The organism is Aeromonas sp. MTB (genome assembly GCF_056632455.1).
Window position 1 is genome coordinate 472,953 of sequence record NZ_CP147026.1, and the last position, 20,496, is coordinate 493,448.

Sequence of the window (20,496 nt, forward strand, 5' to 3'; positions counted from 1 at the left end):
AAAACCCGCCGAAGCGGGTTTTTTTAAATTCTTGCAGAGCTGTCAGCGGTTGGCATGAGCCATCAGCAGTATGCTCCGGCTTGAATTACAGACCAACTACGTTGGCAGCAGCCGGGCCTTTCTGGCCTTGCTCGATGGTGAACTCAACGCGCTGACCTTCGTCCAGGGTTTTGAAGCTGGTGGACTGGATAGCGGAGAAGTGTACGAACACGTCTTTGCTGCCGTCAGCCGGGGAGATGAAACCAAAACCTTTCTCAGCGTTGAAGAACTTAACGGTACCAGTCATTTTGTTAGACATAATAATTTCCTTAAATAGTGTTGAATGCCACCTAAATGGCAATTTTTGATTTTTCGTCAGCAATACGTATGGGGAGCACTAAAGAAGGAGAATTATTTGATAAGAATTATCCGAGGATAACGCTTATGCTAATCACTGCTTTACTAAAATGACTGCCTAACATAATCAGGTCTGAACTGCCGAACCATCGAGAAAGATTAAAACACGCTCTCATTTTTAAAGCAAACTTTATCTCGATATTAATGTTTTGTAACAGCCAAAAATATCATTTTTTATAGTAAACATGATGCATTTCAACGGCATAGAAAAATCAGTGCAGACTCATATCACCCTGTAGCAAACCGGATTCGGCTTTTTTGTCCTGACTATGTAGCCAGTTCTGGCAAAAAATATGAGAAAAAATGAAAAGGTGGCGATAGATGGGATTTGTAGTGGTCTAATCATCCCGGACACCATTTTAGGTGGTACAGTCGCCACCGTGACCTGAGGTTTTCAATGACAAGATTACGTCGCTCATTTACTGCCGAATTCAAACTCGAAGCCGCATCCCTGGTGCTCGACCAGGGATATTCTGTCCCTGAAGCCAGCCGTTCACTGGATGTCGGTGAAACCGTGCTTCGTCGCTGGGTTCAGCAGCTTCAATCCGAACGCTGTGGTACAACCCCCACCGGAAAAGCACTGACTCCTGAGCAGCAGAAAATCCAGGAGCTGGAAGCCCGTATCAATCGACTCGAACGTGAAAAGGACATACTAAAAAAGGCTACTGCTCTCTTGATGGCGGACGAGTTCACACGTACGCGCTGATAGACCGATTAAGGGAGCAAGCCCCTATCACCCTGGTCTGTTGCGCTTTCGATGTGCCCACTTCCTGTTTTTACGATTATCTGGCCCGCAGGCGGACGATTAACCGTGAGCGCATGCAGCAGCGCTGTGAGTTGCGCCGGTTGTTCAAAGAAAGCAGGAGCTCGGCAGGCAGCCGCGCCTTGATGTCGATGATGCGGGAGCTGGGGTATCAGATTGGCCGATTCAAAGTACGTAACCTGATGAAGGAAGCCGAGTTGGCATCCAAACAGCCAGGCGCACACCGCTACAAGGTGGCACGGTCTGAACGACCGGACATTCCCAATCTGCTGGCCCGCGAATTTGATGTCCAGCAACCCAATCAGGTGTGGTGTGGCGATATCACCTACGTCTGGGCAGGTGACCGTTGGCATTACCTGGCAGCGGTGCTTGACCTGCATACCCGACGGGTTGTGGGGTGGGCGATGTCAGATAAACCAGATGCCGAGCTGGCCATCAAAGCACTTGAGATGGCGTATCAGCAACGAGGTTGTCCGTCAGGCGTGCTGTTTCACTCTGACCAGGGCAGCCAATATGGTAGCCGGGCATTTCGGCAACGACTGTGGCGCTATCGCATGACCCAGAGCATGAGTCGGCGTGGCAACTGCTGGGATAACGCCCCGATGGAGCGGTTGTTCAGAAGCCTGAAGTCAGAGTGGCTGCCGGCAACGGGATACATGAGCGTACGGGAGGCAAAGCGGGATATCAGTTATTACCTGATGGATTACTACAACTGGCGGCGTCCACATCAACACAATGACGGGATACCGCCAGCAAAAGCCGAAGAACGGCCTAACCAAGTGTCCGGATTTAGTTGACCACTACAATTGTCAGTTGGCGTTCTCTCTAACTCACAATGTAAATCACTTCTTTGCTGCTGCGATTAGCTTCTTGGCTGCAAATCAATGGCGGCGCCAAGTCTGGCTCATCGAGCATCGCCCAGACATGCAAACGCCCGCAGGCACCAAGTGTCAGCGGGCGTTTTGCAAGAGGGGATCAGCGCTTGCTGCGAAACTTGTTGCTGACCGAATCAATCCAGCTGAAGGTTTCCGGCAGTACCTGGTTTTTGGCGCGCTCTTTGGCTTTCTCGCGAGCCAGCTTGGAGGCTGCCTTGGCCGCTTCGGCGCGGTCGGCCACAATTTTCAGGCGACCCTCTTCGCGGATCTTGTTCCGCTCTCCGTTGGTCAGCTGGTGGTCTGCATTGGCTTGTGCCTTTTGCAATAACAAGGCTATCTCGGCTTTTTCGGCCTCGGTCAGATCTTTCATTTCCAGCTTTTTCACGGCGCGCTCCTGCGGCAGGGTGGTTAGACACCCTAACACAGTTGTGCCGATCACTTCTTATGCAATCGGCTTTCCGGCAGTAAAAATGCGGGTTTGTGCCAACTTTCCGTTATTTCGCTGCCACTTTCCCGCCTGTTTGCCACATTTCAATTTATGGCGAGCGGTGAGGGCATCTCTTGCTCCTCCGGCTCGACGTGGATCAGCACGATGGCGTGGGGCAACTGCGCCATGATGGCGTGTTCGATGCGATCACAGATATCGTGGGCTTCGCCGATGCTCATCTCCGGGGGCAGGGTGAGGTGGAAGTCGATATGGCGACGACGACCGGCACGACGGCTGCGCAGATCGTGGAAACCGCTGGCGGCAGGGCAACATTCGGTAATGATGCGGCTGGTCATCGCCAGCTCTTCCGGGCTCATGCTCTGGTCGATCAGCGGCTGGAAGGCCTCGTTGAGCATGCTGATTGCCTCTTTGACAATAAAGATGGCGACCGCGATGGCGACCAGCGGGTCGAGGATGGCGAGTGAATGGCCGAACAGACCGGCCAGCCAGATCCCGCCAAGACCGACGGCGACACCGGCTGAAGTGAGCACATCCGCCTTGAGATGGAGCGCATCGGCCGCCAATGCAACTGACTCTTCTTCCCGGGCCACCTTGTAGAGGTAGGCTGAGACGCCGCTGTTGACCAGCGCCGAGATCACCATCACCAGCACGCCCCAGCCAATGCTTTCAATCGGGCTGGGGGTGAGCAGCTTGTCGACGGCTTCGAAGATGATCCAGCCCGCGGCCAGCAAGATAAGCAGTGCTTCGATGACGCCGGAGACATTTTCAATCTTGTCGTGACCATAGGGGTGGCGTTCATCGGGCGGGAGATCGGACTTTTTCACCGCGAACAGGGCGATCAGGGCCGCCACCAGATCCATGGCGGAGTGGATCGCCTCCGAGATGATACTGACCGAGCCGCTGGCGAAACCGGCCACCATTTTCATGATGATCAGACTGATATTGGAGCAGACCGACACCATGGCGGCTCTGGTTTTTCTGTTCATGTCACAGCTTCCTGAATAAAAACGGATATTTCGGTGCGGCGCGCATTATATCCGGCTGACCGGAAATAACCTATTCGGTGTTGTAACCTGATGTTTCCGATGATATTGCGAATGCTTATTAAAATGGTGACCTCTTGTGCGGCAATAAATAATGAGAGGGATTTATATTTATCCGTGAAAGTATCCAGGTAACGATGGCTTAATATAAGCGTGACAACATTTAATAATGCGAATTACTCTTTTTTGGTCTTTCCTGTCGAGGTTGTTTGGCCTCCCCGCTCAGGAGGCGGAGACCGGCATTTTTTGGACGAGAATGAGGCTGGATCCGGATGCCGCTGGAGGGTATGCTGGGTCTGGTGATGGTCTTGCACCATCCCACCAAGCGTACTGAAGTTGATGATTCGGATGGCATGCTGGCTCCCATGAGGAACCAACTGTCTGGGTAACATTTTTGGAGTTTGATGATGAGTAACAAAGAACATCACAACGGCAAAGATGCCAAGAAAAAACCGCAGATGTCACTGAAAGAGAAACGCGAAGCCAAACGTCAGAAAGCAGAACTGAAAAACGGCAGCGCAATGAAGTAACGCTCCCCTACTGCTGTTCCTTCGGAGCCAGTACAAAGCCAGCCCTTACCGGCTGGCTTTTATGTTTGTGGCTCACGGTGTGGCGCCGTAAGCCGCGAAAATCTGGTGATAACGACCATCCTGACGCATCGCCTCAAGGCGCTTATCAAACAGATTGCGGGCATCGGCCGTTCGGAAGGCAAAGTGATAGACGGTGGGCGGGAAGAGGTCTGCTTGTCTGACCTGATTGCGCTCGTAGTGCTCGCCTGCCTGGGCGGTGGCAATCAGCTGGTCGAGGTAGTAGTAGAACACCCGCTCCTCCAGTACGACTGCATCCACTCTGCCGCGCATTAGCTGATGTACCTGCACCTGCTGCTTGGCTACCTCCTCATAGTGGGGATTCTGGTTGGCCATGGTGGCGAACGCGCCCCCCAGAATGATCCTTGCCCGTTGAAAGGCGGTGACCCGTTTTGAATGCAGGTCGTCCAGAGTACTGATGTGGGTGCTGCGCAGGGTGAAGATCCGGTTATGGAAGGTGATAACGGGCTGGGTCAGAACGTGAGGATCAACCATACCGGGTCTGACGTTGATGATGGCATCCAGCTTTCCTGACTCGAACAGGCGGAAGGTGCGCTCCAGTGGCAGAAATTCAAAGCTGGGCTCATAGTCGCTGCCAGCGAACGCCTCTTTCAGCAGATCCAGCTCAATGCCGCGATTCTCGCCTTCGATGACATAAGGGGGGATGGCAAAGCTGACCCCGACCTTGAGTGGCGTTGCCAGCAACTGGCCGGAGAGCAAGCTGGTCAGCATTAGCAATAAAGGGGTGAGCAGTTTCATCGCACTTTTCACAAAGCGCTCCTGTGGAGGATATCCATCACTGTAGGGGAGGCTGTCATAAAACGTCTTATCCCTTTCGGGGCTGAGTGCATAAAAAAAGACCCTGAGTTATCAGGGCCTTTTCAATATTCTGTTCTTAGAACGGGATATCGTCGTCGAAATCCATCGGCGGCTCGTTATATACCGGCGGCGCAGATTGCGGCTGCTGGGCAGGACGGCCATAACCGCCTTGCGGCTGCATGTTCTGCTGCGGAGCCGGTGCCGGGCGCTGCTGATTCATCGGCTGCTGGGCAGGCATGCTCTGCTGCGGCTGACCCCAGTTACCCTGGGATTGGCCACCCATGTTCTGGCCCATGCCCTGACCGCCTTGCGGACGACCACCCAGCATCTGCATCACGCCAGTGAAGCTGTCGACCAGCACTTCAGTGGTGTAGCGCTCCTGGCCGCTCTGATCCTGCCATTTGCGGGTTTGCAGTTTGCCTTCCACATAGACCTGGGAGCCCTTCTTCAGGTACTCGCCAGCCACTTCGGCCAGCTTGCCCATGAAGACGACGCGGTGCCATTCGGTACGCTCTTTCTGCTCACCGGTCTGCTTGTCGCGCCAGGTTTCAGAGGTAGCCAGAGTAATGTTGGTCACAGCACCGCCACTCGGCATGTAGCGTACTTCCGGGTCTTGCCCGAGGTTACCGATCAGAATGACTTTATTGATGCCTCGACTGGCCATAATCTCTCTTCCACCTTATTTACCGGCCAGGTCGAAACCTGGTCCAACACGACTAGATACCTGATTAGTTGCTGTGTGCGGGGCGCAATGTCCCGCAGACGCATGTGACGGTCATAGTAACAGTTGCGAAGCGGATTGGCAGCATCCTTAACCGGCTTGATGTGCCAAAGGTAACTGTTGGCTCCTGCTGTAGTGATGGTTGGGTTGCAGCTGTTTCCGGCGCGTCCAGCATCACATTTTTGCCATATATTCCTGTTATGCTGGCCGATTGGCGAATTGGAATTAGTTTTTAAATCGACTAAAAACATATGGTTACGATATTTATGAGATCCATTCTCATACTTTTTTAATATTGTGCTCCCATACCTCCTTGGTAGACTCAGTCGGCCAGATTAGGTGGTTTACAGGTTCAAGGAAGAGCACACAATGAAAGCCGCATGCCCGATCGCACTGGTCACTGAAAATAATGTGCAGGCCAGCACATTTGCTGCATACCTCATCTCTCATTTGAGCCGTCCCGTCCAGCTAATCCACGAGATTAATCAGCTAGATAACCAGTGTGACGGCACGCTGTTTCTCATCGATCTCGACTATATCCGCTCTGGCCAGTCATTGGGCTGGAACCGGGCGATCTCCGAACGCTTTGGCATGGCGACCACTGTGCTGCTCAATGCTCCCACTGCGACGGATCGCGACCTGTTGCTGATGTGGCCGCAGATCTGCGGTCTGTTTTTCCGTCAGGATCCGCTCGACCGGCTGGTTGCCGGGTTGCAGAAAATCCTGCTGGGCGAGTACTGGATGCCGCGCCACCTATTGTGCGAGCTGGTCGAATACTATCGCCAGGGCAACAGTTATCTGCTGCGTAACGACACTCTGCTGACCGCCAGAGAGCAGGAGATCATCCGTTATCTGATGACGGGCGCCTCCAATGTCGAGATCGCCGACAGCCTGTTTGTCAGCGAGCACACCGTCAAATCCCACCTCTATAACGTCTTTAAAAAGCTGAATGTGAAGAACCGGATCCAGGCGGTGAGCTGGGCCAAAGAGTATCTCGATGCTCCGGACTCTCACTGATGAAAGCGCTCTCTCTTGCGTGTTGCCTCGCGCTGCTCTGGGGCTGCACGACCGTTGTGGCGGGCGAGGCTGATGCACCGCTGGAGTCGGTGCAGCCGGAGCAGGAGAGTGATCGGCTGGATGTGGATGGTCTGGTGCTGGACCGCACTTTTACCCGTTTCGGTCAGGGCTTTTATAACGAATTTACCCGGTTGCGCAGTGATGAAGACCCGGATGCCAGAGAGAATCTGACGATTCATGAGCGCCCGACAGCTCGCTGGGGCAGCCTGATCTGGATCACTCATAACCGGAAGGTGATTTTTAAAACCGCACTCTCTCCTGGCCGCAATCAGCAGGAGCAGAGCGCCAAACTGGCTTGGTCACAGGTCAGGCAGACCCTCGAACAGCAGAAGATCGCGACCCTGTTCATGGATACCTTCGATTTGGAACATGATGAACTATAAGGATATTTCTCATGCGTGCCCGGTTATGGCTAGTTGCTGCACTGATAGCGCCAACGCTCCATGCGTCGGAGCTTGTCTATCGCCCCGTCAACCCCAGCTTTGGGGGTAACCCTCTCAACAGCAGTCATCTGCTTGGCACCGCCAATGCGCAGAATGATTACAAGGATCCCGCCAGTGGCAGCGGTAGCAGCGGCACCTCGGCGCTGGATCGCCTGACCTCCAACCTGCAATCCCGCCTGATCAGCCAGCTGCTGGCCGATATAGGTAAGGATGGCAGCCAGAGCGGCAGTCTGGTGACCGATGATTTTGCCATCAATGTGGTGGATGAAGATGGCACCCTGGTGGTTTCGATCACCGACCGGGTGACCAACCAGACCACCATGATCGAAGTTAATGGCCTGATTGCCGACTGAGGGCGCGATGAAACGACAACTGTTATTGATAGTGCCCCTGCTTGCGCTGGCTGGCTGTGCGACCCATATCGGCTCGCCCGTTGCCGATGAGAAGGCAACCCTGATGCCGCGATCCGTCTCTTACAAGGAGCTGATCAGTCTGCCCAAGCCAAAAGGGAAAATTGTCGCGGCCGTCTACGATTTTCGCGATCAGACCGGTCAGTACCTGCCAGCACCGGCGTCCAACTTCTCCACGGCGGTCACCCAGGGCGGGGTGGCCATGCTGAGCACGGCTTTGTGGGATTCCCAATGGTTTGTGCCGCTGGAGCGAGAGGGGCTGCAGAACCTGTTGACCGAACGCAAGATTGTGCGGGCGGCCCAGAACAAGCCAAACGTGCCCGGCAACAATGCCAATCAACTGCCCTCGCTGGTTGCCGCCAACATCCTGATCGAGGGGGGGATCGTCGCCTATGACAGCAATGTGCGAACCGGCGGGGCGGGGGCCAAGTATTTTGGCATCGGCGCCAGCGGGGAGTACCGCGTCGATCAGGTGACGGTCAATCTGCGCGCCGTCGATATCCGTTCAGGCCGGATCCTGAACAGTGTCACCACCTCCAAGACAGTACTGTCGCAACAGGTGCAGGCCGGGGTATTCCGTTTCGTCGAGTACAAGCGCCTGCTGGAGGCCGAGGCCGGTTTCAGCACCAATGAACCGGTACAGATGTGTGTCATGTCGGCTATCGAGTCCGGGGTGATCCGGTTGATTGCCAATGGTGTGCGGGACAATCTGTGGCAACTGGCCGACCAGCGGGATATCGACAATCCGATCCTGCAGGAGTACCTGCAAGACAATGCCCCGCTACTTTGATTTTTTCCCGCTCGTGCAATGCCCTCCCTGGTGGAGGGCATTTTTTTGGCCTCCATCGAATACGAATTAAGACTTTCTGCTCAGCGACAGGGCGGCGCTTTTCATCCTCGAATCAGCGGAGTGCCTGATAGGCCGCCTCTGGTCTGACAGGGATACTGTGGGCGTTTTCCAACAAGGCGATGGCGCGATGAAACACCTGTTGAGTGCTCTCTTTTTCCTGCTGATATCGGGCGCCCCGCAACTCGCCGCAGAGCCTGCCGTCTTCGACGAGCTGGCGATGGCAAGCGAGCTGGATTCCGGTCTGCAGAACGATGGGAATCAGGCGCTGTTGTGGCAACTCGGTAGCGAGCAGCAACTGCATCTCACCCAGCAAGGGGAGCTGAATCAGGCGCGCCTGCTGCAACAGGGTTGGGCCAATGAGTTGGCGCTCTCCCAAGTGGGAGATGAGAACTGGGTCAATGGTGCGCAACTGGGCGAGGGCAATAGCGCCGAGCTCTATCAGGCGGGCATCAATAACCGGATTTGGCTGCTGCAACAAGGCAGCGGCAATGAAGCCTGGATCAGTCAGCAAGGGGCAAACAATCAGGCCCGGGCGATCCAGCTGGGTGATGGCAATCAGGCCAACATCGAGCAAAACGGTAACGGATTGGCGGCAACCGTTATTCAGACGGGAGCCAATCAGCAAGTAAATGTCGTTCAAACCAACTGAGCCTAGGCTCAACCATTAGCACGAGAGGGAAATCATGTTTAAACGTACCATCATTGCCTCGGCAGTTCTTCTGGCGACCAGCACCGCTTGGGCGGCATCTACTGGCAACCAGGCTACGGTGAACCAGGCCCAGAGCGGCAATACCGCCACCATTAACCAGGTGGTGGGAAGCGTCGATAACAAGGCTAACATCGATCAAGCTGGTAACAACAACACAGCTGTTACCACTCAAAAGAATACCGGCCAGTCAGATGCCGATACTCAGCAGGTAGGTGACAGTAACAAGGGTTACATCTTGCAACAAGGTGACACTAACCTCTCCAAAGCCTCCATCGATACAAAGGGGAACGACAACTTTGCTGATGTGATTCAGCAATTTGAGAATGGCGGTGCGGTTGCCGGGGTTGTGCAGGATGGGGATCGCAACGACGCCAAGATCAAGCAAGATAATGGTGACGGAGCTGACTCCAGGATCACTCAAATCTCGGATGGTAATCAGGCTGTCATTAATAACCAGATATCCGATTTCGCTCGGGCGAGTGTGCAGCAGCTAGAAGGGGGGGCTCACCAGGCTGACGTGACCCAGACAGCGGCTGATGGAGCCAACGCCGAAGTGGTACAACGTGGAGAGCGCAATATCACCAAGGTGCTGCAGGCAACCGGTAACTATGACTATGCACCGGCGGAAGGAACATCTGCAGTGGTGACTCAGAGTGGTTCTTTGAACAATGCAGACGTCACTCAATACGATAGTGCCAACGTAGCGACTATTGAGCAAAGTGGAACCCGCGGTGAAGTGGTGACTTTGCAGCAAGGGTCTGATGCCGGGAATGGCAACGGCCTGTTGGCCAAACAGTCTGGAACCGGGGAGTTTGCTGACCTGACACAGGATGGTAATCGCAACCGTATTGAGACCGACCAGCAAGGTACTGGCAATGATGCCTTGATCAACCAGACAGGTGATGACAACAAGGCCGTGGTCAATCAGTTAGCCAGCAGTACCGATGGTGCGGTCACCATTGATCAGGTAGGCAATGACAACTATGCCAATGCAGTGCAACAAGCAGGCAGCGGCAATACCATCGATATCGACCAGAACGGAACTGGCAACCAGGTTGCATCTGCTCGTGATGGGGAAGGCAAAGGCGCATGGACCTGGGGCTCGGACAACGAGCTGGTTGTTGCTCAGAAAGGCACTGACAACTGGGCTTATGCCGATGCGTCTCACTCTGAGTCTGTGGTCAAAGTGAGCCAGGATGGTGAGCTGAACAATGCCAAGGTTGAGTCCTACTTGGGTAGCGAGAACAAACTCACCGTGACCCAGAACGGCGCTGAGCACGAGGCGAATGTCTACGTCAATGCTGGGGTTGGTGGGGGGCGTAACACCGTTGATGTGGTGCAAAACGAAAGCTTCAATACTGCCAATGTGACCGTATTGGGCAGCGATAACCATGCCTATGTCTATCAAGGGGCTGGTAGCAACTGATGGTTATCTCCGGATTCTGGGGCCTGCGGGCCCCTCTTTTATTGGTGCTGCTCTGTGGGTTGATGCTGGTTTATCGCGTTCCTTCACCAGCAACTGCAAGGGAAACCGAGATAGAACCCGATCCGTCGATCCGCTTGTCCCTTAATATGGTGCAGAGCGAACAGGGGCTGTCACTTGCACCGACGCTGCTCAGCAAGCGCAACTTGAAGGTGAGCTTCAGGTTGCTGGTGTATGGCGAAGGGGCCGCTGGGAGGACGACTCAGCGCCAGAGCCGCAATCTGTCGCTGCAGGCTGGAGTGGTCATGGCGGTTGGCAAAATAGGGCTGGGTTTGCGTTGCCCCTATCGGGTCGAGGTCACTGCCCGGATATGGCAAAACGAGCGGCTGCTGGTGGAGAAAAAAGAGCAGATGGCGTGCGCCGGATGATGCGCATTTCATCTCATGACTGTCTATTCATCCAGTAGTCTCTATGCCATACTGACTCGCTCAGGTTTCTGTATCGAGCGTGCAACAAGATGGAAAAGATCGTGGTCCGGGGTGCTCGCACCCACAACCTCAAGAACATCAATCTGACCCTGCCCCGCGACAAGCTGATCGTGGTCACTGGCCTCTCCGGTTCGGGCAAATCCTCTCTGGCGTTCGATACCCTCTATGCCGAGGGGCAGCGCCGCTATGTGGAGTCCCTCTCCGCCTATGCCCGCCAGTTCCTCTCCTTGATGGAGAAGCCGGACGTCGACCATATCGAGGGGCTCTCGCCCGCCATCTCCATCGAGCAGAAGTCCACCTCCCACAACCCGCGCTCGACCGTCGGTACCATCACCGAAATCTACGACTACCTGCGTCTGCTGTTTGCCCGGGTCGGTGAGCCGCGCTGTCCGACCCACGCCATTCCGCTCGCCGCCCAGACCATCAGCCAGATGGTGGATCAGGTGCTGGCCCAACCGGAGGGGAGCAAGCTGATGCTGCTGGCCCCGGTGGTGCGCGATCGCAAGGGGGAGCACACCAAGCTGCTGGAGAATCTGGCGGCCCAGGGCTACATCCGTGCCCGTATCGACGGCGAGGTGTGCGATCTCTCCGATCCTCCGACTCTGGAGTTGCACAAGAAGCACACCATCGAGGTGGTGGTGGATCGCTTCAAGGTGCGCGAGGACCTTGCCTTGCGTTTGGCCGAGTCGTTCGAGACGGCGCTGACCCTCTCCGGCGGCATCGTACTGGTGGTGCCAATGGACGGGGAGGAGGGGGTCGCCCCCATGACTTTCTCCGCCAACTTCGCTTGCCCGGAGTGTGGCTACTCCATGTCGGAGCTGGAGCCGCGCATCTTCTCCTTCAACAACCCGGCCGGTGCCTGCCCGACTTGTGACGGCCTCGGGGTGCAGCAATATTTCGATCCAGCCAAGGTGATCGGCGATCCGGCCATCAGTCTGGCCAACGGCGCCATCCGTGGCTGGGACAAGCGCAGCTTCTACTACTTCCAGATGCTGAAATCCCTCTCTGAGCACTACAAGTTCGATCTGGAGACGCCGTGGGAGGATCTGCCGGTCAAGACCCAGGAGGTGATCCTGCGCGGCTCCGGTCGCACCGAGATCGAGTTCCGCTACATGAACGATCGCGGCGATGTGGTGGTGCGCAAGCATCCGTTCGAGGGGATCCTGCACAACATGGAGCGGCGCTACCGGGAAACCGAGTCCAACTCGGTGCGTGAAGAGCTCTCCAAATACATCGCCAATAAATCCTGTACCAGCTGCGGTGGCAGCCGACTGCGGGAAGAGGCGCGCCACGTCTTCGTCGATAACCGCAACCTGCCAGCCATTGCCGAGCAGTCCATCGGTGATGCACTGGCCTTCTTCGAAGGGTTGAACCTCACCGGCCAGCGCGCCCAGATTGCCGAGAAGATTTTGAAAGAGATCGTCGAGCGACTCGGCTTCCTGGTGAACGTGGGTCTCAACTATCTGAGCCTGTCGCGCAGCGCCGAGACTCTCTCAGGCGGCGAAGCGCAGCGCATTAGACTGGCCAGCCAGATCGGTGCCGGTCTGGTGGGGGTGATGTACGTGCTGGATGAGCCTTCCATCGGTCTGCATCAGCGCGACAACGAGCGGTTGCTCAAGACCCTCACCCATCTGCGCGATCTGGGCAACACGGTGATCGTGGTGGAGCACGACGAGGATGCCATCCGCCTCGCCGACCATGTGCTGGATATCGGCCCGGGGGCGGGTGTGCATGGCGGCGAAATTGTTGCGCAGGGCACCCCCCAGCAGATTATCGACAATCCGGAGTCGCTGACCGGTGACTACCTCTCCGGTCGCAAGCAGATCGCCATTCCGGCCGAGCGCACGCCGCTCACCGGCAAGTGGCTGAAACTCAAGGGGGCAAGCGGCAACAACCTGCGCAACGTCAACCTGGATCTGCCCATCGGGGTGATGACCTGCGTCACCGGCGTCTCCGGCTCCGGCAAGTCGACCCTGATCAACGACACTCTGTTCCGCATCGCTCATCGCGAGCTCAACAAGGCGACCGAGTCCACCCCGGCACCCTATCGCAGCGTCGAGGGGCTGGAGCATCTGGACAAGGTGGTGGATATCGACCAGAGCCCCATCGGTCGTACCCCGCGCTCCAACCCGGCCACCTATACCGGTTTGTTCACTCCGATCCGCGAGCTGCTCTCCGGCACTCAGGAGGCGCGTTCCCGCGGCTACCAGCCGGGCCGTTTCTCTTTCAACGTGAAAGGGGGGCGCTGCGAGGCGTGCCAAGGGGATGGCGTCATCAAGGTAGAGATGCACTTCCTGCCGGACGTCTACGTGCCGTGCGACGTCTGCAAGGGCAAGCGCTACAACCGCGAGACCCTGGAGGTGAAGTACAAGGGCAAGAACATCCACGAAATCCTCGAGATGACAGTGGAAGATGCCCGCGAGTTCTTCGATCCGGTGCCGGCGGTGGCGCGCAAGCTGCAGACCCTGATGGACGTGGGCCTCTCCTATATCCGTCTCGGCCAGTCTGCTACTACCTTGTCGGGCGGCGAGGCGCAGCGGGTCAAGCTGGCGCGTGAGCTCTCCAAGCGGGATACCGGTCAGACTCTCTACATTCTGGATGAGCCGACCACCGGGCTGCATTTCCACGATATCCAGCAACTGCTCAAGGTGCTGCACCAGCTGCGGGATCGCGGCAATACCATCGTCATCATCGAGCACAATCTGGATGTGGTAAAAACTGCCGACTGGATCGTCGATTTGGGACCGGAGGGCGGCGCCGGTGGTGGCCGCATTCTGGTGACGGGGACGCCGGAAGAGATTTGCACCAATAAAGAGTCTCATACAGCTCGTTTTTTACGACCGCTATTGGCGCGATAAGCCGTTATAATCGAGGGGCCTTTGGCCCCTTTTTGTTATAAAAATCGGGAGCATAGGGGGAAGCTCGTCAGGTGTGGGCAGGCTTGGCATCTCAGCATCATGGTAATGGATATATCGGGTTATGGCTCAGGCTCCGCGCACGATTGATCATCAATTGGCTTACTCCATGTTCCCCATCTGGCTGGGGGCGATCCTGCTATTGCTGGTCCTGCTGGCGTGGGCCCAGATCCCGGCCGCCAGCCGGATTGAGGAGCAACGAATGAAGGAGCATCTGCTGCGCGTGACCAAGGCGGTGCAGGCGGATGTGGCAGCTCTGGATGCATTCAGTCGGGATTGGGGCATCTGGGATGACAGCCATCGTTTTATGGACAACAAAAGCAGGGGGTACATCGAATCCAACCTGTTCAGTGATATGCCGATGCGGGATTTTAGTCTCAACCTGATGAGCTTCATGGATCTCACCGGCTACGAAATCTGGACGCGCACCCTGCTACCCGATGCGCCGGGGATCAATCCGGATCAGTTTCCCTACTTCCTTGATGAACTGAAAAAGCAGTTAAGGGCGCGCTCGGTGGCGCACGGGGGCATCAATCTGCACGGGATCCGTGCTTCCCAGTGGGGGCCGCTGATGTACTCGTGGCAGCCGATCAGAAACAGTGACGAGTCGGCACCGTTCAACGGTTTCTTGCTGGTTGTACGTTGGCTCGACAAGGCCTATCTCGAGCAGGTATCGGAGCGTACCGCGCTGCCTCTGGCGATTTCCCACGCCAATCTGGATGTCACCGCTACCTTCAAACCACTGAAACCGCAAATAACGTATCGCCTGATCGACCTTGGGCTCACCCGGCTCAGGGGAGAGGTGCGACTGCTCAACAGCGATAACCAGCCGGTGCTGACTCTGGTGATTGAGGAGGAGAGAAAGATCTTGAGTGGCGTCATGGAGGGGGCGCTCTGGACCTTTATCGGCATGCTGTTTATCAGTTTTATCTGCGTCATGATCGCCATGTACCGGCTCAACAGCATTGTGCTCACCCCGTTGCAGCAGCTGGTGTCGGCGCTGCAACGCTTTGGCGATCGGCCTGATGCCACCTTGATCCCCTATATCGACAGCAGCGCCGAGATGGCGACCCTGAGCGGCAAGTTCAAGGAGATGGCCAGCAAGGTCAGTCAGCAACACGATGATTTGTTGGAAAAATCCAGCCAGATGGAGATGGCTGCATTCACCGACCCTTTGACCCGTTGTTTCAATCGTCGCTATCTCGATGGCTGGTTGCAGGCCAACCGGGCCAAACCTTGTCTGTTATTGCTGCTGGATCTGGATCATTTCAAGCGGATCAATGACCGCCTTGGCCATGACATCGGGGATCTGGTGCTGAAACAGTTGGCGGATCTGCTGCGCAAGGTGGTGACAGGAGAGCGCGAGCCTATCATCCGGCTGGGCGGGGAGGAGTTCTTGTTGCTGTTGCAGGTGGATGACGAGCAAGAGTTGGCGCTGCGGGTCGAATATCTCCGCCAGCGTGTCGCTCAGCACCGCTTTGGCAGAGAGGATGCGCCACTCTGGTTGACGGTGTCGCTGGGGTTCTGCCGCTATCCGTTGCACCCGGAGTACCCGGATTCATTCTGGAGTCATAGCTTCAAACTGGCGGACATGGCGCTGTACCAGGCCAAAGTCGGCGGGCGAAATCGGTGGTGTGGCTACGCTGTTAGCCTCTCTGCTGAGGGAATGGGTCAGACTCCGGAACAGCTTGCCGAAGGGGGGCATATCACCCTGCTGCACTCTGTCAATCCGGATTAACCCTGCCGTACCAATACCAGATAGGCCAGGGCGACAATAAAACCGAGCAGGATAAAGAGAAAGGATCCGATTCCCCACACGGCCGCGAGAAAGGCCCCCACCTTTTGCCATTTCGACTCATTTTTCATAAATAAACCATTACTTCCCAGTAACTTGTATGGCGCAAAAAATACGCTGATTTGCCCATATTAACAACAATTAATAGCCACTCTGCCGCGCAATAAGGTGTGGATTGCTTGCCCCTTTTGGCGCTGGATGCGGGTAGTTACAACCTGTCTAAACAGGTATTTCGGCTTGTTGTCTGGGGACTCAACGAGATTGGGATGGTGCGCAAAGATGTCACACCAATCGATTTATTTCTGTGCAACCTTTGCTCCAAGTCAATAACTTTGCATTTACAAGGGCATATAGTCAGCGGGCTTACAGCATCAAATGAAAACAAAAAAAGGGATTACGTGATGAAAAAATTACTTCCTCTGATGATTGCCGCTGCAGTGACCTCTCCTTTCGCCATGGCCCATCAGGCTGGTGATATTCTGGTTCGTGGTGGTTTGGCATTTGTATCGCCGCAGGAAAGCAGCACGCCTGTAGAGCTGGAAATTAATGACAACATGCAATTGGGATTGACTCTCTCTTACATGATTACTGATAACTGGGGTGTCGAATTGCTGGCTGCAACCCCCTTCTCTCATTCAGTCAAACTGGGTGGCGCTGAAGTTGCCAAGATCAAGCATTTGCCGCCGACTCTGATGGGTCAGTACTATTTTGGCGATGCTCAAAGCAAGGTTCGCCCGTATGTCGGTATTGGCGTGAACTACACCACCTTCTTTGATGAAGAGGGTCGTGGTGCACTGTCAGGAACCGATGTCAAAGTCGATGACTCCTGGGGGGTTGCCGGACAAGTTGGTATCGATATGGCGATCACTGACCGCTGGTTTGTCAACGGTTCAGCCTGGATCATGGATATCGATACCGATGTGCATACAGCGATTGGCACCATTAATACCAAGGTCGACCCGATGGCCTTTATGGTGGGTGTTGGCTACCGCTTCTAATGATTCTGACTGCGGTTCTGAACGGACCGCGGAAGATAGCAAAGTACGTCTCTTTCAGCCCGGCTTGTGCCGGGCTTTTTTTGGTTGTCTGATTTTGTCTGTACTGTGATCCAACCCGATACAAATCAATTAAATACCTGCCGCTTTATTTCAGTTATTCGCCACCCCTGCCGATAGTGACTATGTTCACTTTACCTTCCCCCAATGAGTGAGGATGTCTCCATGGGCTTATCTATCGTGCAGCGGATCATCGCCGGATTCGTGTTGATGCTGCTGTTGCTGATCCTGCTTGGTGTGATCAGTACCTTTAAAATCAAGGGTATAAATGACGGCCTCTCTGCCGTATCTGACCGGGCAACCCCGCTGGTAGTGGCTGTCGCAGGTCTCAAGGGGGCACTGCAGGATAGTAACCGCTGGGTGCTGGTCTACCGCACCAGTGAAGATGCCGCCCAGTTGCCGCAGCTGGCCAATCAGTTCAAGGAGCAGCAGAACCGCTTCGCCCAGCTGAGTCAGGAGATGGGTAAATTTACCGATGTAGCGGATGCTAGTGCCCGCTTCCAGCAGGTCGAGAGTGCTACCACTCAATTTTATGGCTTGGCGGATCAGGTGTTGGCCAAGCATCGGCAGTGGGTTAGTGCATTAGATCAGCGCCACAAGCTGGAGATGGAATTTATCCGCCTTGAGGATACCTACCAGTGGGCGGCGGATCTGCTGCTGCAACAGACCGCCAGCAAGCGCTCCATGCGCAACAAGGCGGAACTTATTACCTCAGGTATTGCCCGCGATCTGAAGAATATCCGCCGTGCCGATGCCAAAACCGACCTGAACGAGCTGGAAAAGGTACTCAGCAAGGACATCGAGATGGCCCGCAAGCGGTTGGAGCGGGTGCTGGTGCCCGATGATGTGAAAGCGCGCTTTGTCTCCAATCTGGATCGGATGCAGGAGTTGGCGCTCGGCACTCAGGGCTTGCTGGCAACCATGCGTCAGGCTCAGCAACTGGCGCTGTCGCTGGCCACGCAAAATCAGCAGTTGGATGCCAGTCTGGTCAACAGCCTCAATTTGCTCGATGAGATGGGCAAGTCCGCCGGTGCCATCGCCAGCGACAGCCGGATCAACGCCGATGCGGCGGTCAGCAGTGCCAGCTTCTGGATCCTGGTGGTTGCCGCGATGTCGGCCGCTGCCGCGCTGGTGATCGGCTATACCACTGCGCGCAGCATTCAGCGCCCGTTGCAGATGATCAACAAGGAGCTCGATTACATGGCGGCCGGTGACATGACCCGCCGCATCAACTACCGCAGCAGTTGCGAATTTGGCAGCCTCTCTCGCTCCATCGATACGCTGGCGGGCAAGACCGGTGAACTACTCTCTCAAATCAATGCGGGCTCCCGTCATCTGGTGGATGAGGCGAGCCGCGCCGCCGAGATCAGCGAACGGGCCATGTCCCGGGTACAGGAGCAGAAGAGCCAGACCGATCAGGTGGCCGCCGCCATTACCGAGCTGGAAGTGAGCGCCACCGAGGTGGCCCGCTCTACCGATGGCACCAAGCGGGAAGTGGATTTGGCCGATGAAGAGGCGCGCAATGGTCGCCAGAAAGTTGCCACCACTCGCCGGATCACCGAGCAGCTGGCTGGCGCCATGGAGGAGGCGGTCGGCATCACTTACAAGCTGGGCGAATTCAGCAACAACATCGGCAGCATTCTCGATGTGATCCGCAGTATTGCCGAGCAGACCAATCTGCTGGCATTGAACGCCGCCATCGAAGCGGCCCGTGCTGGCGATGCCGGTCGCGGTTTTGCGGTGGTGGCCGATGAGGTGCGGGCGCTGGCCAATCGCACCCAGACTTCGACCGAAGAGATCCAGGGGATGATTGAGAACCTGCAGAGCTCCAGCAAGCATGTGGTTGAAGTGATGGGGCGCAGCCAGGAGCAGACCCAGAGCTGTGTCGAGCAGACCCGCGAGATGGATGTGGCGTTGCAATCCATTGCCGATCGGATGGGGGCCATCAAGTCGATGGCGGATCAGGTGGCCCATGCCGCGCAGGAGCAGATCTCCGTCAGTCAGGGGGTCGCTCGTCATATCGCCGGTATTGCCGATGTGGCATACGAGACCGAGCGGGAGGCGCGCGAATCCGCCAGCAGCAGCGAAGTGCTGGCCGACCTGGTCGCCAAACAGCAGCAATTGATCGCACATTTCAAGGTCTAGGAGGGCTTATGTCTAAAAAGTGGATTGGAGCCCTGAGTCTCCTGTTGTGTGGCCAGCTGATGGCCAGCGAGCTGGTGATTGAAAGCTGGCGAACCGATGACAAGGCGTTGTGGGAGCAGAAGATTATCCCGGCATTTGAAGCGGCGCATCCCGGCATCAAGGTGAGTTTTCATCCGGTGCAAAATGTCAACTACATGCCCACTCTGTGGGAGAGCCTGAAAGGCGGTAAGGCGGGGGATCTCATTACCTGTCGTCCGTTTGATGACTCGCTCGCCCTGTTCAAGGCGGGCCATCTGGCCGAGCTGACCGAAATGGCAGGGATGGAGAACTTCCCGAGTTTTGCCCAGTCACCCTGGCAGACGGATTCCGGTGCCCAGACTTTCTGCGTGCCGATGGCCTCGGTGATCCATGGCTTCTTCTATAACAAGAAGATCTTCAGTGAGTTGGGACTCACCTTGCCGCAAACCCGCGATCAGTTCTTCGCCGTGCTGGACAAGATCAAGGCCGACGGTCGCTATGTGCCGCTGGCCATGAGTGGTTCCGAGAGCTGGGTTGCCTCCGAACTGGGGTTCCAGAACATTGGCCCCAACTACTGGAAGGGAGAGGACGGCCGTCTGGCACTGATTGGCGGGCAGGAGCGGTTGGACAACCCGCAATATGTGAAGGTGTTCGACGAGCTGGCTCGTTGGCGTTCCTACCTCGGTGAAGGTGGCGAGAACCGCGATTATGCGACCAGCAACGAGCTGTTCACGTCGGGCAAGGCTGCATTTTATGTGGCGGGCTCCTGGGAGATAGCCCCTTTCACCGGCAAGGTCGATTTTGGCGTCATGCGTCCGCCGGTGGCCAAACAGGGTGATGGCTGTTTCTTTACCGACCACACCGATATCGGTATGGGGATGAACCCGGCCAGCAAGAATAAAGAGGGGGCAATGGCCTTCCTGCAGTGGCTGACGACGCCGCAATTTGCCGAGCTCTATACCAACTCGCTGCCGGGATTCTTCTCCCTCTCCAACCACTTCTTCGATGTCACCAATCCGGCGGCCAAAGAGATGATGGAGTGGCGCGATCAGTGTGACTCGACCATTCGGGTGGCGACCCAGATCCTCTCCCGTGGTACGCCCAAGTTGGGAGATGAGCTGGCCGAGGTGAGTCAGGCTGTGTTGCTCGGCAAGATGGAGCCCAAGGCTGCCGCGGATCGACTGGAAAGTGGCTTGAAGAGCTGGTATGCCCCTCATCAGGGCAACAAGGCCAAGAGCGCGGATTGTCAGTGTGATGCGGTTGTCCCTGCCTCGGTTTCAACACCGACAGCTGAGGTGTCAGCAGCCCCCGCGACCAGTGAAACACCGGCCGTGGTGGCACCAGCTGTGACTCCCGCAGAGCCCGCATCAGCGGCCGCTGTCCCATTATCGGCGCCGTCGGATGAGGTGGAGCAGGCGCTCTCCAACGAGCTGGAGGCGCCACAGCAGCCACAGCAATAGGTCATCTGCATCAATAAGAGCGGGAGGCATCAGCCTCCCGTTTTTTTATGGCTCGC

20 protein-coding genes are annotated in these 20,496 nt (G+C 56.2%); 14 read left to right on the plus strand and 6 right to left on the minus strand.

All coding sequences use genetic code 11. The features are described from left to right. Window positions 1–85 precede the first annotated feature (85 nt). Window positions 86–298, minus strand: a complete 213-nt coding sequence (gene cspE, locus WBR25_RS02250; protein WP_005316548.1) for a transcription antiterminator/RNA stability regulator CspE — start codon at window positions 296–298, stop codon at window positions 86–88. A 495-nt stretch (window positions 299–793) separates the two neighbouring features. Here cspE and WBR25_RS02255 point away from each other — a divergent pair. Beyond that, window positions 794–1,956 (plus strand): IS3 family transposase gene (locus WBR25_RS02255; RefSeq protein WP_479749276.1). Its coding sequence is split into 2 segments (ribosomal slippage): window positions 794–1,049 and window positions 1,049–1,956, totalling 1,164 coding nucleotides; the frame shifts between segments, so codons are not numbered across the junction. A gap of 178 nt (window positions 1,957–2,134) precedes the next feature. On the opposite strand, the gene yjbD is transcribed toward WBR25_RS02255, so the two are convergent. Both yjbD and WBR25_RS02265 read right to left on the minus strand, forming a co-directional pair. After that, window positions 2,135–2,419 (minus strand): DUF3811 domain-containing protein, encoded by a 285-nt coding sequence (yjbD, locus tag WBR25_RS02260; RefSeq protein ID WP_005340165.1) that lies wholly within the window; start codon window positions 2,417–2,419, stop codon window positions 2,135–2,137. A gap of 146 nt (window positions 2,420–2,565) precedes the next feature. Beyond that, window positions 2,566–3,468 carry a cation diffusion facilitator family transporter gene (locus WBR25_RS02265; protein ID WP_479749335.1) on the minus strand — a complete coding sequence of 301 codons (903 nt, stop codon included), beginning with the start codon at window positions 3,466–3,468 and terminating at the stop codon, window positions 2,566–2,568. A gap of 461 nt (window positions 3,469–3,929) precedes the next feature. Between WBR25_RS02265 and WBR25_RS02270 the strand changes: the two genes are divergently transcribed. Beyond that, a complete protein-coding gene (locus tag WBR25_RS02270) occupies window positions 3,930–4,055 on the plus strand; it encodes a hypothetical protein (protein ID WP_019445191.1) in 126 nt (41 codons plus the stop codon). 72 nt (window positions 4,056–4,127) lie between these two features. On the opposite strand, the gene WBR25_RS02275 is transcribed toward WBR25_RS02270, so the two are convergent. Beyond that, window positions 4,128–4,871 carry a substrate-binding periplasmic protein gene (locus WBR25_RS02275; protein ID WP_236356141.1) on the minus strand — a complete coding sequence of 248 codons (744 nt, stop codon included), beginning with the start codon at window positions 4,869–4,871 and terminating at the stop codon, window positions 4,128–4,130. Window positions 4,872–5,007: 136 nt separating this feature from the next. Next, the gene (locus tag WBR25_RS02280) at window positions 5,008–5,595 is read right to left on the minus strand and encodes a single-stranded DNA-binding protein (RefSeq protein WP_005340181.1); all 588 of its coding nucleotides are present in this window, start codon (window positions 5,593–5,595) and stop codon (window positions 5,008–5,010) included. A 426-nt stretch (window positions 5,596–6,021) separates the two neighbouring features. On the opposite strand from WBR25_RS02280, the gene WBR25_RS02285 reads away from it, so the two are divergent. From WBR25_RS02285 to WBR25_RS02325, 9 genes are all read left to right on the plus strand, one after another. Continuing rightward, a complete protein-coding gene (locus WBR25_RS02285) occupies window positions 6,022–6,669 on the plus strand; it encodes a LuxR C-terminal-related transcriptional regulator (RefSeq protein ID WP_042080923.1) in 648 nt (215 codons plus the stop codon). Continuing rightward, window positions 6,669–7,112 (plus strand): curli production assembly/transport protein CsgE, encoded by a 444-nt coding sequence (locus WBR25_RS02290; protein ID WP_108539376.1) that lies wholly within the window; start codon window positions 6,669–6,671, stop codon window positions 7,110–7,112. The genes WBR25_RS02285 and WBR25_RS02290 overlap by 1 nt, the downstream gene beginning before the upstream one ends. A gap of 11 nt (window positions 7,113–7,123) precedes the next feature. Next, entirely contained in the window at window positions 7,124–7,525 is a 402-nt protein-coding gene (locus tag WBR25_RS02295; RefSeq protein WP_019445195.1) for a curli assembly protein CsgF, read from the plus strand. A 7-nt stretch (window positions 7,526–7,532) separates the two neighbouring features. Then, window positions 7,533–8,372, plus strand: coding sequence for a CsgG/HfaB family protein (locus WBR25_RS02300; protein ID WP_005355003.1), 840 nt, complete (start codon window positions 7,533–7,535; stop codon window positions 8,370–8,372). 187 nt (window positions 8,373–8,559) lie between these two features. Continuing rightward, window positions 8,560–9,081, plus strand: coding sequence for a curlin (locus tag WBR25_RS02305; protein WP_479749336.1), 522 nt, complete (start codon window positions 8,560–8,562; stop codon window positions 9,079–9,081). Between the two features lie 34 nt (window positions 9,082–9,115). After that, window positions 9,116–10,567, plus strand: coding sequence for a curlin (locus WBR25_RS02310; protein WP_416035289.1), 1,452 nt, complete (start codon window positions 9,116–9,118; stop codon window positions 10,565–10,567). Between the two features lie 134 nt (window positions 10,568–10,701). Next, on the plus strand, window positions 10,702–10,992 hold the full coding sequence (gene csgH, locus WBR25_RS02315) for a curli-like amyloid fiber formation chaperone CsgH (protein ID WP_235630053.1): 291 nt from the start codon (window positions 10,702–10,704) through the stop codon (window positions 10,990–10,992). An 89-nt stretch (window positions 10,993–11,081) separates the two neighbouring features. Next, window positions 11,082–13,910, plus strand: coding sequence for an excinuclease ABC subunit UvrA (gene uvrA, locus WBR25_RS02320; protein WP_064341415.1), 2,829 nt, complete (start codon window positions 11,082–11,084; stop codon window positions 13,908–13,910). 121 nt (window positions 13,911–14,031) lie between these two features. After that, the gene (locus tag WBR25_RS02325) at window positions 14,032–15,705 is read left to right on the plus strand and encodes a diguanylate cyclase (protein WP_421336077.1); all 1,674 of its coding nucleotides are present in this window, start codon (window positions 14,032–14,034) and stop codon (window positions 15,703–15,705) included. Here WBR25_RS02325 and WBR25_RS02330 read toward each other — a convergent pair. Continuing rightward, window positions 15,702–15,833: a hypothetical protein gene (locus WBR25_RS02330; protein ID WP_019445201.1), complete on the minus strand. Its 132-nt coding sequence runs from the start codon at window positions 15,831–15,833 to the stop codon at window positions 15,702–15,704. The genes WBR25_RS02325 and WBR25_RS02330 overlap by 4 nt on opposite strands. A gap of 330 nt (window positions 15,834–16,163) precedes the next feature. Between WBR25_RS02330 and WBR25_RS02335 the strand changes: the two genes are divergently transcribed. The 3 genes from WBR25_RS02335 (at window position 16,164) to WBR25_RS02345 (ending at window position 20,440) form a co-directional block, all read left to right on the plus strand. Beyond that, entirely contained in the window at window positions 16,164–16,760 is a 597-nt protein-coding gene (locus WBR25_RS02335) for an OmpW family outer membrane protein (RefSeq protein WP_005340187.1), read from the plus strand. Between the two features lie 222 nt (window positions 16,761–16,982). Beyond that, complete coding sequence (locus tag WBR25_RS02340; protein WP_479749337.1) at window positions 16,983–18,962, plus strand: HAMP domain-containing methyl-accepting chemotaxis protein; 1,980 nt, start codon at window positions 16,983–16,985, stop codon at window positions 18,960–18,962. An 8-nt stretch (window positions 18,963–18,970) separates the two neighbouring features. Further along, complete coding sequence (locus WBR25_RS02345) at window positions 18,971–20,440, plus strand: ABC transporter substrate-binding protein (protein WP_479749338.1); 1,470 nt, start codon at window positions 18,971–18,973, stop codon at window positions 20,438–20,440. The last annotated feature ends 56 nt before the right edge of the window (window positions 20,441–20,496 follow it).

What these genes read in the sequence shown, in the direction of transcription:
- WBR25_RS02330 (WP_019445201.1), bottom strand. Translation starts at nt 15,833, where the DNA reads ATGAAAAATGAGTCGAAATGGCAAAAGGTGGGGGCCTTTCTCGCGGCC.
- cspE (WP_005316548.1), bottom strand. Translation starts at nt 298, where the DNA reads ATGTCTAACAAAATGACTGGTACCGTTAAGTTCTTCAACGCTGAGAAA.
- WBR25_RS02300 (WP_005355003.1), top strand. Translation starts at nt 7,533, where the DNA reads ATGAAACGACAACTGTTATTGATAGTGCCCCTGCTTGCGCTGGCTGGC.
- WBR25_RS02305 (WP_479749336.1), top strand. Translation starts at nt 8,560, where the DNA reads ATGAAACACCTGTTGAGTGCTCTCTTTTTCCTGCTGATATCGGGCGCC.
- uvrA (WP_064341415.1), top strand. Translation starts at nt 11,082, where the DNA reads ATGGAAAAGATCGTGGTCCGGGGTGCTCGCACCCACAACCTCAAGAAC.
- WBR25_RS02275 (WP_236356141.1), bottom strand. Translation starts at nt 4,871, where the DNA reads ATGAAACTGCTCACCCCTTTATTGCTAATGCTGACCAGCTTGCTCTCC.
- WBR25_RS02335 (WP_005340187.1), top strand. Translation starts at nt 16,164, where the DNA reads ATGAAAAAATTACTTCCTCTGATGATTGCCGCTGCAGTGACCTCTCCT.
- WBR25_RS02290 (WP_108539376.1), top strand. Translation starts at nt 6,669, where the DNA reads ATGAAAGCGCTCTCTCTTGCGTGTTGCCTCGCGCTGCTCTGGGGCTGC.
- WBR25_RS02265 (WP_479749335.1), bottom strand. Translation starts at nt 3,468, where the DNA reads ATGAACAGAAAAACCAGAGCCGCCATGGTGTCGGTCTGCTCCAATATC.
- WBR25_RS02325 (WP_421336077.1), top strand. Translation starts at nt 14,032, where the DNA reads ATGGCTCAGGCTCCGCGCACGATTGATCATCAATTGGCTTACTCCATG.
- WBR25_RS02340 (WP_479749337.1), top strand. Translation starts at nt 16,983, where the DNA reads ATGGGCTTATCTATCGTGCAGCGGATCATCGCCGGATTCGTGTTGATG.
- WBR25_RS02280 (WP_005340181.1), bottom strand. Translation starts at nt 5,595, where the DNA reads ATGGCCAGTCGAGGCATCAATAAAGTCATTCTGATCGGTAACCTCGGG.
- WBR25_RS02345 (WP_479749338.1), top strand. Translation starts at nt 18,971, where the DNA reads ATGTCTAAAAAGTGGATTGGAGCCCTGAGTCTCCTGTTGTGTGGCCAG.
- WBR25_RS02295 (WP_019445195.1), top strand. Translation starts at nt 7,124, where the DNA reads ATGCGTGCCCGGTTATGGCTAGTTGCTGCACTGATAGCGCCAACGCTC.
- WBR25_RS02285 (WP_042080923.1), top strand. Translation starts at nt 6,022, where the DNA reads ATGAAAGCCGCATGCCCGATCGCACTGGTCACTGAAAATAATGTGCAG.
- WBR25_RS02310 (WP_416035289.1), top strand. Translation starts at nt 9,116, where the DNA reads ATGTTTAAACGTACCATCATTGCCTCGGCAGTTCTTCTGGCGACCAGC.
- WBR25_RS02270 (WP_019445191.1), top strand. Translation starts at nt 3,930, where the DNA reads ATGATGAGTAACAAAGAACATCACAACGGCAAAGATGCCAAGAAAAAA.